Source organism: Lentimicrobium sp. L6, assembly GCF_013166655.1.
Taxonomy (GTDB): domain Bacteria; phylum Bacteroidota; class Bacteroidia; order Bacteroidales; family UBA12170; genus UBA12170.
In genome coordinates, this window is the sequence record NZ_JABKCA010000046.1 from 1 (window position 1) to 14,651 (window position 14,651).

The following is a 14,651-nucleotide window of genomic DNA, read 5'->3' on the forward strand; positions in this document are numbered from 1 at the left end:
TTGACAAATATTTTTGCGTAAAAATCAATTCCCCCAGAATTTCAACTTGACCCGAAGTTATTCAATCGTTTATCAAATTCATCAGGCCTTTTCTGACACTGTCAATTTATGCAATTCTGATTCGCTTATATGGTTCTGAAAGAATCTGATAATTCTTCCAAACCATCTTATCTACTTTTAACTTTTTTATGATGTCTTCCGGAAATACGAATTCCTGTTGAATTATTTCTAAAACCTTATTCCTAACGGAGTCGTGAATCAAATGGTTTTCAAAAAGCCATTTTAAACGTTCAACATTTGGTTGTGAGAAAGACGAATACTTTCGTCTTTTACAAAATCTTTGAATAGTAGTCTCATCATTTAGTGATTTAACCGTGCTGTCAATCCATCCAAAGCAAAGCACTTCTTCAACCGCATCATTATACAAAATTCGTATCTTGCCTGTCTTCTTTAATGGATATTCCAACCAAATATCATCTTCGACCTCAAAATTTGTTTTGAGCCAATTTCTCCATTCTTTTCTGTCAATAAAGTATTTTGTTGATATATCGTTCATTTATTTAATTGCTGCCAAGGGCTGTTTTCATCTAAAAACCAACGAAAATCCGAAATTCTGACCAAATATAAGGCCTTTTATTTTGTCATTCATTAATTCTCTTTCGTATCTAGCTTATCCAAAACACGACGCGTACCAAAACCTACTACTATGCATTTTTTTTATTTTGTCATAGCATACACTTGACATGGTTTTCCTGTCGAAGTATTTTTAATATCGATCTTAATTTTGATCTTGGTTATTAATTCTGCAATAGACTGGTTCATAAAAATATTTTCAACAACAAAGCAGCCATTAGCCTCACATTTCTTATCGAATTTTATATGCTCATTGCCATGATTTCCAATGCCACAAGCATCTATTAAAATAAATCTTGGCTTTAAAGACAAAATAAAATCAAGAACCTTTTCTGATAGAAAGGTATTTACTTCACCGTATTCTTTTGTGCCATATCCAAATTTATTCAAGACATTTGTATAGAGAATAAAAGCTTTACCTTCCATATCCATTTTTTCCAATTCATTTATTTCAGGCATATGCTTAAAACACTTAATTAATTCCACTTCTAATTCATATACAGATTCACTGGGTGAGGCTGTATAACAATCAATATGTGTACCAATATGTCCTAAAGCATTTACAGAATCCGATTGTGTTTTCGCCCATAAATATGACGGATGCTCACTAGATAGTTCTAAACTTAATTTATGTATCAATACTTTTTCTTTTTAATTGCCCACAAAATTCAAATTCTTTTTGCGGGCGTATTAATATATCCAGTTGGCATTAGCGGAGTAAAATCTTCTTCAGCTGTACAAAATACCAACCATTATTACAATTCATTATTCCCTAGTTTTATTCTTTCAAAATGAATTAAACAAAAACAAAAATGCATGGAGAACACAGTATTATGATGCCTTACTGCTTTTTCTTCTGTCGAAACAACCACTCTATCATTAAAGGATCGCTATAAGCCGCAATCCATGAGAAATGCCCTACTTCAGGATAATAAGTAAGTCCGGGATGCGCACCAACATCTATCAAGGCCTGCAGCATATCCACAGAATACTGAGGATCAACCGAAGTATCCTCAGCTCCATGAAAAATCCAGATTGGAATATCTTTAATTAGAGGAGCGGTGGTCGGGTCTCCTCCGCCACAAACGGGAACTGCTGCAGCAAATAAATCAGGGTATCGAGCCATGGCATCAAAAGTACCTAAACCTCCCATTGATAATCCTGTAATATAGATGCGTCTTGTGTCTACGGAATAGTCTTTTATAAGTTGTTCGATGAGTTGAACAAGTAATTCCATAGGCTTGGTTGGGATATCTTGCATTTGGATGCTGCCACTTGTTTCATCAAAAAGAAAGTTGGCCCAGCTTTCACCTGAAGGACATTGAGGAGCCACCACAAATGAACTATGCATTTTCATTTGTTCACTAGTGGCAAAATTCTTCACTCCCCATTTTAATTGTGCCTCGTTATCGTTTCCCCGCTCACCAGATCCATGAAGAAAAACCACCAAAGGAAGCTCGCGCATGGTATTATAATCTGGAAATAGAAATCTATAATTCAGTGTATCTTGTCCACTAACAAACTTCTCTAAACTAAAAAGTGAAGGCTGAGCGTAGCCAGTAAAAGAGTTAAATAAAAGAATTTGTGCTACGATAAATACCCATATTATTAAGGAAGACGTTTTCATGCTTTCTGGTTTTGAAAATGTTCAATTTTATTAAAACTCACCTCATGTAAATAGCTTTAATATTAAGCTTTTTTAGTAGTTGTAGTAATTCTTTTCAATTCACTGATAAGGTTTTTTTTAGTTTCTATATCAGAAGAAGAATGCCCTGCATTAGTTATATTCAATTTGGAATTATTTAATTTGGAATGCAATCGAAATGCTTGTGTTGGTGGACAAATAAAATCGTATCGTCCTTGTACTATGGAAGTTTTAATATGGGCAATTTTATCAATATTATCCATGATATAATCTTCAGGAATGAAGCAGTTATTTTTAATATAATAAGCCTCGAGTATGGCCATAGATTTAAATGATAAGGTATTTAAGGAATCCTTAGGATCTGCTATTTTATTGATGGTATAAAAAGACATCTCATAATAAGCCCATTCGTAAGCATATTTATCACTCCTCTCTTTATTGTTCGATAGCATTTGTTCCAAATAGTAATTCACCGGATTTTCTCCTTCGGGTACTAATTTGGCAAACCGGTCCCAAACATCTGGAAAGAATTCCTTTATTCCCCCATTTATATAATGATCCAATGCATATTTATTGGCTAGCCATATTCCTCTCAACACCAAACCCAATACTCGTTCGGGAGAATGGATGGCATAAACCAATGCCAGTGTACTTCCCCAAGAACCACCAAAAACATAGACCTTATCAAAACCCAAATCATCCAGTATTGTATTTATATCTCCAATGAGGTCTTGTGTAGTATTGTTCTCAACGGAGCCAAATGGTTTACTTCTAGACGTTCCTCTCTGATCGAAAAAAATAACATTATACCTTTTTTTATTAAAGAATTTCTTGTCTTTATCTGAAAAACCAGCTCCAGGTCCACCGTGCAAAAAAAGCACAGGAATTCCTTTGGGATTTCCATATAACTCAAAATACAAGGAGTGATTATTAGAAATTTCTAGATAGCCTTGTTTGTATGCTTGATCATTTTTTTGTGTTGTCATAGTTTAAGATTATAATATTTGATTTTATTTGAGTGATTATATCCACCAAAAGTATTATATTTCTTGTAAGAGTCTATTAACTCTTAGTACCAGAAGTATCCACATCATCAATTCAGATACAACATGGAACTTTTGTAAATTTAATAAAATATTTTATGTGATAAAAAGGTAATAAAATACCTTTACGTATTCTCTAATATCAGTACTAATTCATAATCCTATTCTTTATTTGAATTTTATTTATTTTCAGAAACCAGAAAGAAAGTATAACAATCAATCTAATTATAATAAGTCAGACTACAAATCATCTATTAAAAGCTTAGCTGCGGCCACGGTCACAGAAACTTGATAATAAAAGCCTAAGTTTATTCCTGTTTTAATAGAACTGGTAAAATAATCTAAATATAATTCATCATTATTAAAGGGTAAACATAAATATTTGAGCTTGTTTTCGTCTTTTTTTAGTTTTTCACAAATAGTTAGAATAGCTTTTACCTCTTGACTTTTAACATCAACTAGCAACCTATAATCATATTGATATACCTGCTCAAATGTAGTTTTCATGAAAGGTAATAACTCATAACCATCTAAAACCTTATTTTTTTTTACTACTGAATATTCTTCAGTGAGAAAAGCATATTCAGTTTCATTTGTCTTTATTACACTTGATGTAAAACTAAAAACATTTGGTATCTTACTGCGAAGAAGACGGATTGAAGTATTAAAAAGGATACTTGATTTTGAGTATCTTAAATTTTGTACATCTTCAGCAAATTCATTCATAAGTTCCTCATTATTTATTGGCATACATAGGTACTGAACCTTATGTCTTTTATTATCTTTCCCTTTAATTATTATTAAGACTGCTTTTACTTTCTGAGTATTAACTTTTTTAAACAATTGGAATTCGCAAGAGTACTCATCATTATTTGCTATTTTGTTTGGATATATCTTATAACCATCTAACATTCCAAAGTTATTTTCTTCATTATACTTTTTTGTAAGAAACTCATATTCTTCATTTGTTGTTTTAATTGAACTTTCTTTTTTAACACTTTGGGCAAAAGAAATAATAGATATGAGCAATAAAATGATTGTATTTATATTCTTCATTAATGATAATGGCTTATGCTTGTTGGTTTTAAATGTTTGCTAAATTCGAATACAAAAGTGTATTTCAAATTTAACTCTATCCAGCAAAATTAACTATTCAGTTCAGTTACTCAAAATATATACTAATAAATATACATGTTAAATCTTACCAAATAATTCCACTTCATGCTCTCACAAACCAAAAAAATCACTAACTTTAATTGCTTTATTAATATTTAGAATACTAATTTTCAATTATTTCGGTTTTAAATGAAGTACAATTATTGGAAAGATTTTAATGCGAAAAGGACTTATCATCATATTAATCAGTTGGGTTTTCATAAACCAAGCTTCCACACAAGAAATGGCAGGCTTGGTTCATTCTAATCATGCTGGTACCGATGTGCTATTTTATAACCCAGCAGGCATGCATCATCAAAAAGATTGGCTTTCGATACATTTGATTACTGCCGATATTTTTCTTTCCAATGATTATCTATATTTGTCCAAAGAGGAATTCAAATTCTTTGACCTCATTTCCGGCAACTTAGATATACCAATGCATCCCACAGGATATAGTAATGGTGAAAGGCCATTTTACATCTACGATAAAACGGCGAAAACAAGACTCGATTTCGATATTAAAATACAAGGCCCTTCAGCCATGTATGTCAAAAACCAGCATGCCTTTGGTATATTTACAGCGGCTAAAAGCTTTATGCATATCAGAAATATTACTAAAGAACTCGGAAAAACCATTTACTATGGTTTTGGTTACGGGCCTCAACATGATGAAGCTTATAATATTAAGAGTTTTAATACCAGCTATATTGGATATGGAGAAGTTGGTATTAGTTATGCGTATCAACTCAATCAACTTTTATTTAACAATTGGAATTTTGGGATTAGTATAAAAAGATTATTTGGTGTGGGTGGAACCTATTTTCATGCCGCAAGCTCAGAATATAATGTGGTAAATGATACTACTCTCGATATTTATTCTCTAGATGCGAATCTGGGTTTTGCCTTCCCCTCTGATTATGATACGGATGAATTTCCATCAGGGGCTCTAATAAACGGGAAAGGCTGGGCTTTTGATTTAGGTGTAGAATATCAGGCGTTACTAGACAGGCAAGGCAAAACGCAAACGACAAGAACCTGTGGGCAAAGACATTACGATTATAAATACAGAATCGGGGTGAGTTTAATGGATATTGGATATATTAGTTTTAAAAATAATGCCCAGCTTCACGAATATGCAAATACAGACTATACCTGGGAAAACATAGATACTTCCAAATACGAAAATTGGAATGCATTTATTCAAGACATCAGCTATCGTTTTTATGGAGATCCGAATGCCACCTTAAAAGATACCAAATTTAAAATGTGGCTCCCCTCCTCTTTAAACATCAATGCAGATTATAATTTCGAAAATGGAATATATGCCAATGCTAGCTTTGTATATAATTTTCCTTTTAATGGTAATTATATGCGAAAACCAACCATAATTTCATTGACTCCGCGCTATGAGAAGCCTAATATAGAAGTAAGCTTACCCCTAAGTCTTTATCAATGGAAATATCCGAGAGTTGGCTTGGCAGTTCGCTTGTACTATTTCACCATTGGTAGTGATTATTTCACCTCCTTAATGGGTTGGCACGATTTCAATGGAATGGATTTATACTTTTCTATTAAAGTAAACATAGGCAAAGGAAGCTGCGAGAAAAGAAATAAAATTAATCCTTGTGGTGACGCATTTAATAAGTTCCCTTGGTCGAAATAAAATTATTGAGAGCTCTGAATTTGAAACTTAAGGGTTATTTTTTATTGTGTCTTTGAAATGGAATAAGTCAACAGTGAACAACTAAAAGTTAATAGTTGTAGAACTATTAGCTACTAGTTATTAACTTCAGACTGTAAACTAAAATTCCCTACTTTTATAAACTAAATAATCTATCATGAAAAAATTCATATCAATACTCATTATTTTGGCTTTTTGTTTTCAAGTAAATGCTCAAGAAACCAAATCAAAAAAAGAAATTAGAGCTGAGAAAAAAGCTCAAGAAAAAGCTGAACAAGATGAACATAGGTTGGTTCAGGAACAATGGGTTCTGGATACAACTTTTGTATTGGAAGCTCAAAGAGTAACAAATAAGATTGGGGAGGTTTTTCAATTAAACTCCACTATCAATTTTGTATATGTGAATAATGGGAAAGCTACTATCCAATTAGGTTTTGATCAGTTAGTGGGTTGGAATGGTGTAGGTGGTATGACCATAAGTGGAAGAATCACTAAATATGAAATAGAGGATGAAAAGAAAAACAAACCCATCTTCATCAGAATGAGCATACAAGGCTCCACAGGAATGCAAGACCTCACCATTTGGATCAGCAGCAATGGAAACGGAGAAGCCACCATAGTAGATATGAGAGGGAATAGAATTCAATTCTCTGGTGATATTGTTTCTGTAGATAAAACTCGCACTTTTAAAGGCATGGAACTTTACTAAATGAATCGTTAACAGTGAGAGCTAGCAGCAAATAATTGTTGCAAATAAGTGATAGGTTTATATAAACTATTATCTATTAATGAATAACTATCATTTTCGTTATCCTTACCTAAATAAAATTTTAATTTTAACAATATCCTTCCAAATATTTATATAATTTCGCAGCCATGTTGACGGTTCTCTCCAAAGATTTCTGAGGAGGGTGAAAAGGGAATCCTGTTTAATTCAGGAGCTGTTCCCGCAGCTGTAAGTCTATAACATTTGAGACTCTTAATGCCATTGTATCTTTTATAGATATGAGAAGGCCACTCAAAATAAAGACAAGCCAGAAGACCTGCCCAAAACACGAATTTCAAAGCTTTCGGGATAAAAGCTGTAGATCGATGGACCTTCCATTTTTCTTCAATCGTTCCTGTGAGTTTTGAGGAATAAATTTTATTTATCCTTAAAACAATTTAAAATGAAAAAAAATTACTTTTTGGCTCTATTATTACAAGCATTTGTAATATTAGGAATAGGGCAATCTGTCAACCAAATCGTGGTGGGCAATGGCGGAATTTATAATAATGACGCCGACCATGTGATGGTCACTGGTATAAACCCAGAAACCTATACCTCCACCCTTATTGGTGAAGTGGTAAAAGAATCCATGCAAGATTTAATAGTGGTTGGTGATTATGCCTATGTGGCTGCGGAAGACAGCTTGGCAAAGTTTAACCTGATTACCAATACTAAAGAAATAGCTATCTATCATGGTTATTTAAGTAGATTATATTATGCCAATGATATGATTTATGTGAGTTTAAGAAGTGATGCAACAGGTGTTCCTGCTGATGGTAAATATTTAAAAGCCTTCGACATGAATTTGAACCTAGTATATGAAGCTGAAGGAATTAGTACTGATGCTGCAGGAATGCTGATGTATGAAGATTCCTTATACGTTGCAGTTTCTGGTGACTGGGCAGCTACTGAAGGGAAATTGGCAGTAACAAATAGTGATTTAAGCTTTGTAAGAGAAATAAACTTAGGTACTGATGCCGTAGGAATTATTGATTTATTTGAAGGAGAAAACGTTATTTATAGCGTTAATAAATCACCTTATGGTGCCACAACAGGTTCTATTTCTACCTATAACATTGCTACAACTACTTGGAACACTCAATCACTTAATCATGTGGTTGGTAAAGGTGTTAGAAAAGTCGGAGACCTCCTCTATTTGGGTTTAGATTATGGTATTGGTTCATATGATTTATCAACATCAACGGTTGTTAATAATCAAATTATTGCAGACCCAGGTTCAGCCAGTTACATCAATATTGCTGCTGCTGTTTTTGATGAAATCAATGAACGTTTTTATGTGACTATTACCGACTATTTTTCCCTAGGTGAGGGAAGGGTTTATGATATTGATGGGACTGTTTTAGGAAACTTTGAAGCCTCTGTTTCAGCTGAAGCAATGGCAATTCATTATGCCAACAACACAGGGCTTTCCACTCTAAAAAACAATAGCTTAAACATTTATCCTAACCCTTGTCAAAACTTCATTCATATCGGAGCATATCAACAATTGAATTGGATAGAGATTTATAACCAAACAGGTCAATTGATCAAAAGAATACATAATCCTCAATCTTCTTTTATTGAAGTTAACGAGCTTAAAGCAGGAATTTATTTTATAAAAACTCAATCACAAAGTGGCATTCATGCAGCTAGGTTTTTGAAAAAATAAGAGAATCGAATAAAAAATCAAGGCTTTATTTAGCATGATTTCATAAGAAAAGAAAATACACGATTAATAGGCTTCCACAATCATTTTGTGGAAGCCTTTTTTTTAAGAATAATTTTACAATTATTGGACATTCTAATTATTTTTCATATATTTACCTAAGAGATTTTATAGAAATTTAGAACTCGAAATGAACAATTATAAGCTAGAATACCAAAAAGATGAGAATAACCAAATGAATCAACTTACCTTTAGTGGTGAGCTATCCTTCGGTCATATTCAATATATTAAAGATGAAACAGACGAATATACCCGTGTAAACAAGCCCCTTCAACTGATCATTAAAGATGTGGAAATGCTTGATTTAAGCTTTATTCAGTTTATTATTGCCTTAAAAAACCATCATCCAGAAAATAAAATCACATTAAATATTAATGATGAAATACTAGATCTCATCAAAGTATCTGGATTTTACGAAATATTAATATCATAAAATAAGAGATGAAGAAGACCATAATAATCGTTGATGATTCAAACAGTATCAGGAATTTAGTGGAGTTTACTCTAAATAACGCTGGATTTCACGTGATTTCTGCTACCAATGGCAAGGAAGCATTAGAACTATTTAATGGACAAACAGTGCACCTTTTACTCACTGACCTTCATATGCCCATCATGAGCGGAATGGAATTAATAGCAGAGGTAAGAAAACTTGAGGAATACAAGTATGTACCCATCCTCTTTTTAACCACTGAAACTCAAGTAAGTATTAAAAAAGAAGCCAAGGATCTTGGAGCAACGGGGTGGATAGTGAAACCATTTAATGGAGACAAATTAATTACTACTATTAGAAAAGTAATCAGATAATTAGAAACCTATGGAAATGGACGAACTCATACAAGGATTTCTAGATGAAGCTAATGAACTCATAGTCAACATTGAGGATTCTCTTTTCAATTTAGAAAAGCAACCTGATGACCAAGAAGCTATAGCCTCTGTTTTTAGGGTCATGCATACCTTAAAAGGTAGTGGTGCTATGTTTGGCTTTTCATCTGTATCTTCTTTTACCCATCATCTAGAAAGTATATATGAGCAAATTCGTTCCCACAAAATCAAGCTTTCTAAAGAAATTCTCAACCTTACCTTCGAATCTATCGATCTTATTAAAAAGCTTTTAGAAACGACTGAAGCACCTACCGCAAGTGTAAAATTAGAATATGACCGACTTATCACTGAATTCGAGATTATTTGTAATAATCATCCTGCTCAAGAAGCGCCAATTAAGGCTTTAGAAAAAATTGAAATCGATCAGACTCCAACATATTATATCTGTTTTGAACCTAACGAAGGTATTATGCAAAACGGAACAAACCCTTTATACCTTATTGATGAACTGATTTCTTTAGGGAACGGAAAGGTATTTACCCACATTGAGAATATTCCCAATTACAGAAATTTATTGGTGAAAAACTGCTATGTAAGTTGGGAAATTATCTTGAATACAAAAGATGAGCTGAGCGATATTTTAGATGTTTTTATTTTTGTTGAGGATGAAAGCAAAATAGAAATACAAAAAATTAGTGATATCAATTTATTAAGACACCTTGAGTTTGTCGAACAACTACCCAAATACATAGGAAGTAGCGAAGGAAGTGCCATATTAGAATTACAAGAATTTGCTTCACAACTAGAAATTTCTCAAGCAAATAACACAGCCTCCAATGCTAAACACATAGCTCCCATTATAGAAGAATCATTAGAATTAAAACTTGAGGAGGACAAAAAAGAAGAAATTACTAACCTAGCCAAAGACATAGACCAAAAAAATGAACAAGTAAAAATAGAGGAGCCTAAAACAGCTGAAACCGTTGTTAATCTAACCACAACCACTGAAACTTCAACAAAAAGCAAAGGTAGTTCTAGTATCCGAGTAAGCAGTGATAAAGTAGAAACATTAATCAATTTGGTGAGTGAAATGGTAACCATTCAAGCACGCTTGAGCCTTTTGTCAAAAGAAGCACAAAATCCAGAGATTATAGAAGTGGCCGAAACCTTAGAGAAACTTACTCGTCAACTTCGTGATAATGCCTTTGAGATCAGCCTAATTCCTATTTCTAGTTTAGTCACCAGATTTCAACGCCTCATTCGTGATTTATCCAAAGAACTAAATAAAGAGATTGAATTTATTGCCGAAGGAACCGATACGGAATTAGACAAAACTATTATCGAGAGCCTAGCGGATCCATTGATGCATATTTTTAGAAATGCAATAGATCATGGCATAGAAAGTACCGAAGACAGGTTGAAATCTGGTAAAACGGCAAAAGGCACCCTCAAATTCAAAGCATATTATTCGGGCACCAGTGTTTATATTGATATTATAGATGATGGGCAAGGAATAAACACCGAGAAAGTAAAAGCTAAGGCTCTATCACAAGGACTAATAAATGAGAAGCAAAACCTCAGCACAAAACAAATTAACGAACTCATTCTTTTACCTGGGTTCTCCACCGCAGACAATGTCACCGATATTTCTGGGCGAGGAGTAGGCATGGATGTGGTGAAGAAAAATATCAATAAAATACAGGGTGAAATTGAAATCAATTCAGTGCTAGGACAAGGAACAACATTTTCATTAAAACTTCCACTCACGCTTTCTATCATCGATGGGCTATTGGTAAGAATAGATAAAATAGAATATATCATTCCAATCTTGGTGATTAAGAAAGTATCACCAATGAGACACCAAAATGTTTCCAGTGCATTTAATAATACCATCATAATTGATGGGGAACAACTACCTTTCTTAAACTTAAGGGAAGAGTTTAATATACAAACCAAAGCACCCGATTTAGTAGAAGTTGTAGTAGTGAACTATGGGAGTAGGCAAGTTGGAATTATCATTGATAGAGTGATACGAGAATCACAAGTGGTGGTAAAATCCATTGGCAAACACTTTAAAGACCAAGAAATAATTTCTGGTGCCAGTATTATGGGTGATGGAAGTGTGGCTTTGGTTTTAGATACAAACAAGATAATAGATAAATACTCAAGATAATTTTATGAAAAAGCTTTCGTCATATCTAACCTTTCAACTGGGAAAAGAGAAGTTTGCTGCAAATATTGCAAATGTACTCCATATACTTGGCGTTCCTCAAATTACTGAACTACCCAATTCCCCTGCTCATATTAAAGGTGCTATCAATTTACGTGGAAAGGTACTTACTGTAATTGATCCTCACATGAAATTTGAAATTGAAAGTCAAGAAATCACCAAAAACTCATGTATTGTAGTCTTAGAAATGGAATATGAATCGGATAGACTGGAGATAGGAGCCTTAGTAGATTCCGTTGACAAAGTGATTGAAATAACTGAAAATGAGTTATTGCCTCCTCCTGATTTAGGAACAAAATTTAAATCAGAATATATTGAAAATGTCATCAATATAAATGATGAATTCATTATGGTACTCAATATAAAAAATGTCTTTACTTCAGAATATTAATATTAAAAAAATAGAAAACTACATCATATGAAAAATCTAAACGTTTCAACCAAGTTGATCATCCTTATCATTACCATGGGAATTATGGGAACATTTGTTGGAATTTTTGGCATTAACAAAATCCAACAAACTAATGTCAAACTCGAACAAACCTATAAAAACGCTTTGATCCCATTTCAGTATCTGAAAAACATTTCAGATGTGTATGCTATTGAAGTACCCAAAACAGTGGATAAAATATATGCTGGCGAACTGAGCTGGTTGTCAGGAAAAGAAAAAATTGAATTAGCCTTAGAAAATGCAAATCTTCAATGGGCAGAATTTAAGAAGCTCCCTAAGCAAGAAAGAGAAAATATGATGGTTTCAGAACTAGAGCTTCAATTTATTAGTGCTCAGGCAAATCTCGAAAACCTCAGACAAGTCTTGATTTCTAGAAATTCTGATGCCCTGAAAAATTACAATACCAGTAGCTTGAATTTGGTCATCACACCTATTAGCAGAAAAATTCAAGAACTCAGTAAGTTTCAAATTGAAAAAGCAGGTGTGATTTACGAGAAGAGTCTCGAGAATTTCAGGACAGCTGTCATTACCTTTATCATTATCCTATCCATAGGTGTGGTAGTAAGTATGCTAATGGCTATCTACATATTAAAAGGAATCAATAATTCTTTAAAAACAGCAAACGATACCATCGATAAATTATCCAAAGGTGATTTAAGTGTGGTCATTGAAGAGCAAGGCGATTATGACTTTGGAAGGTTGATAAATAATCTACGTCATTTATCTGAAAGACTAAAAGATGTTTTGGTCACTGCTCAAACAGCCAGTGCCAATATCGCCATCACAAGTCACGAGATGAGTAGCAACAGTCAACAAGTAAGTCAAGGCGCCACAGAACAAGCCGCATCAGTAGAAGAAATGGCCGCTAGCATGGAAGAAATTTCTAGTAATATTCAACAGAATACTGACAATGCACAAAAAACTCAAAAAATATCATCTAAAGCAGCAGTAGAAATTGAGGAGGGGAGCCAAAATATCAATATCACTGTAGATAGCATGCAAACTATTGCTGAGAAGATCAGCATCATCGGTGAAATTGCCTTCCAAACTAATATTTTAGCATTAAATGCAGCTGTGGAAGCCGCACGGGCAGGTGAACATGGAAAAGGATTTGGAGTAGTTGCTGCCGAAGTGGGTAAACTAGCCGAAAGAAGTAAAATTGCTGCAGCAGAAATAGACGAGCTTAGTAAATCGGGTGTAGATATTGCCTTAAAATCGAAAACCATGCTTTCCAAATTTGTTCCAAGCATTGAGGAAACTTCAAAACTTGTAGAAGAGATTAGTAATGCCAGTGTAGAACAAAATGCAGGTGTGGAACAAATCAATGATGCCATTCAAATGCTAAACCAAGTGACGCAACAAAATGCAGCCTCAAGTGAAGAAATGGCAACTGTTTCAGAACAACTAAGTGCTCAAGCCGAACAACTTAAGAAAACTATTTCTTTCTTTAAATTAGGAGATGCAGTTGATATTCCTTCTGAGCAATATAATCAGCAACGTCCAACCAAATTTATTGAACCCAGTCGTCAAACTTATAGTCCACCAAATAACACCTATAAATCAGAAGGATTTGATCTAGACCTGTCTAAAGGGGATAAAATGGATGATGACTTCGAAACATTTTAAACTGTGAACTACCAAACCAAATCAACGGCATATAAAGCTCAAATGAGCCTGCTTGAGTTCAGGAAAATTAGTGAATTTATCCAAAATAACTTTGGCATCAAACTCCCCGATCAAAAAAGGATCATGGTTCAGGGACGTTTGCATAAACGGCTGGCTACATTAGAAATGACCAGCTTCGGGCAATATGTTCAATATCTATTTTCAGAGGAAGGCATGCGAAAAGAAATCCCTGTAATGGTTGATTTGATCTCTACCAACAAAACCAATTTCTTCAGAGAAGCTGTCCATTTCAATGTACTTACAGATGTGGTATTAGAGGAATTTACCAAATCTAAATCATATAGCACATTTAGAGTATGGAGTGCTGGTTGCAGTAGTGGTGAGGAAGTCTACACTTTAGCCATAGTCATTAATGAGTATTTACAAAATCACAAAGGTTATAATTACCGCCTGTTTGGAACTGATATTAGCCGTAGAATGCTTGAAAAAGGCAACAAAGCCATATACGATACTAGAGATGTGGAAACCATCCCCTTCCATCTGAAAAAAAAGTACTTACTCAAACATAAAAACAAACAGATTCAAAAGATTAGAATAACACCAGAGCTTAGGCATAAAGCGGATTTTGCCTATTTGAATTTCATGGATCAAGAATATAATGTAAATCAGATGTTTGATGTGGTTTTTTGTAGAAATGTTTTGATATATTTCGAGAAAAAAGTACAAGAAGAAGTCATCAGAAAAATACTAAAAAACACAAAACCAGGAGGATACCTCTTCCTTGGACATTCAGAGTCTATTAATGATATGGACCTACCTTTAGAAAAAATATCTCCAACTGTGTTTAAGAAAAAAAAGCAATAA

Annotated in this window: 14 protein-coding genes and 1 riboswitch; of the genes, 9 read left to right on the forward strand and 5 right to left on the reverse strand. The window is 33.6% G+C overall.

The genetic code is table 11. From position 1 onward, the window contains the following. Positions 1-106: 106 nt before the first annotated feature. The 5 genes from HNS38_RS12280 to HNS38_RS12300 all read right to left on the reverse strand — a co-directional run bounded on the left by HNS38_RS12280 (position 107) and on the right by HNS38_RS12300 (position 4,377). Positions 107-556 (reverse strand): YdeI family protein, encoded by a 450-nt coding sequence (locus HNS38_RS12280; protein ID WP_253939377.1) that lies wholly within the window; start codon positions 554-556, stop codon positions 107-109. Positions 557-717: 161 nt separating this feature from the next. Then, positions 718-1,272: a hypothetical protein gene (locus tag HNS38_RS12285; RefSeq protein WP_172279801.1), complete on the reverse strand. Its 555-nt coding sequence runs from the start codon at positions 1,270-1,272 to the stop codon at positions 718-720. 202 nt (positions 1,273-1,474) lie between these two features. Beyond that, complete coding sequence (locus tag HNS38_RS12290) at positions 1,475-2,260, reverse strand: prolyl oligopeptidase family serine peptidase (protein WP_172279803.1); 786 nt, start codon at positions 2,258-2,260, stop codon at positions 1,475-1,477. A gap of 62 nt (positions 2,261-2,322) precedes the next feature. Further along, on the reverse strand, positions 2,323-3,264 hold the full coding sequence (pip, locus tag HNS38_RS12295) for a prolyl aminopeptidase (RefSeq protein ID WP_172279805.1): 942 nt from the start codon (positions 3,262-3,264) through the stop codon (positions 2,323-2,325). 297 nt (positions 3,265-3,561) lie between these two features. Continuing rightward, a complete protein-coding gene (locus HNS38_RS12300) occupies positions 3,562-4,377 on the reverse strand; it encodes a hypothetical protein (protein ID WP_172279807.1) in 816 nt (271 codons plus the stop codon). A gap of 277 nt (positions 4,378-4,654) precedes the next feature. On the opposite strand from HNS38_RS12300, the gene HNS38_RS12305 reads away from it, so the two are divergent. The 9 genes from HNS38_RS12305 (at position 4,655) to HNS38_RS12345 (ending at position 14,651) form a co-directional block, all read left to right on the forward strand. After that, on the forward strand, positions 4,655-6,142 hold the full coding sequence (locus HNS38_RS12305) for a DUF5723 family protein (protein WP_172279809.1): 1,488 nt from the start codon (positions 4,655-4,657) through the stop codon (positions 6,140-6,142). 175 nt (positions 6,143-6,317) lie between these two features. After that, positions 6,318-6,869 (forward strand): DUF4251 domain-containing protein, encoded by a 552-nt coding sequence (locus HNS38_RS12310; RefSeq protein ID WP_172279811.1) that lies wholly within the window; start codon positions 6,318-6,320, stop codon positions 6,867-6,869. A gap of 157 nt (positions 6,870-7,026) precedes the next feature. Next, positions 7,027-7,226, forward strand: a riboswitch (cobalamin riboswitch). A 103-nt stretch (positions 7,227-7,329) separates the two neighbouring features. Next, positions 7,330-8,598, forward strand: a complete 1,269-nt coding sequence (locus tag HNS38_RS12315; protein ID WP_172279813.1) for a T9SS type A sorting domain-containing protein — start codon at positions 7,330-7,332, stop codon at positions 8,596-8,598. A 187-nt stretch (positions 8,599-8,785) separates the two neighbouring features. Continuing rightward, on the forward strand, positions 8,786-9,088 hold the full coding sequence (locus tag HNS38_RS12320) for a hypothetical protein (RefSeq protein ID WP_172279815.1): 303 nt from the start codon (positions 8,786-8,788) through the stop codon (positions 9,086-9,088). Between the two features lie 8 nt (positions 9,089-9,096). Continuing rightward, positions 9,097-9,462, forward strand: coding sequence for a response regulator (locus tag HNS38_RS12325; RefSeq protein WP_172279817.1), 366 nt, complete (start codon positions 9,097-9,099; stop codon positions 9,460-9,462). 16 nt (positions 9,463-9,478) lie between these two features. Next, positions 9,479-11,653, forward strand: a complete 2,175-nt coding sequence (locus tag HNS38_RS12330; RefSeq protein ID WP_172279819.1) for a chemotaxis protein CheA — start codon at positions 9,479-9,481, stop codon at positions 11,651-11,653. A 4-nt stretch (positions 11,654-11,657) separates the two neighbouring features. Further along, positions 11,658-12,101, forward strand: coding sequence for a chemotaxis protein CheW (locus HNS38_RS12335; protein ID WP_172279821.1), 444 nt, complete (start codon positions 11,658-11,660; stop codon positions 12,099-12,101). Between the two features lie 27 nt (positions 12,102-12,128). Beyond that, on the forward strand, positions 12,129-13,787 hold the full coding sequence (locus HNS38_RS12340; RefSeq protein ID WP_172279823.1) for a methyl-accepting chemotaxis protein: 1,659 nt from the start codon (positions 12,129-12,131) through the stop codon (positions 13,785-13,787). Between the two features lie 42 nt (positions 13,788-13,829). After that, complete coding sequence (locus HNS38_RS12345) at positions 13,830-14,651, forward strand: protein-glutamate O-methyltransferase CheR (protein ID WP_172279896.1); 822 nt, start codon at positions 13,830-13,832, stop codon at positions 14,649-14,651.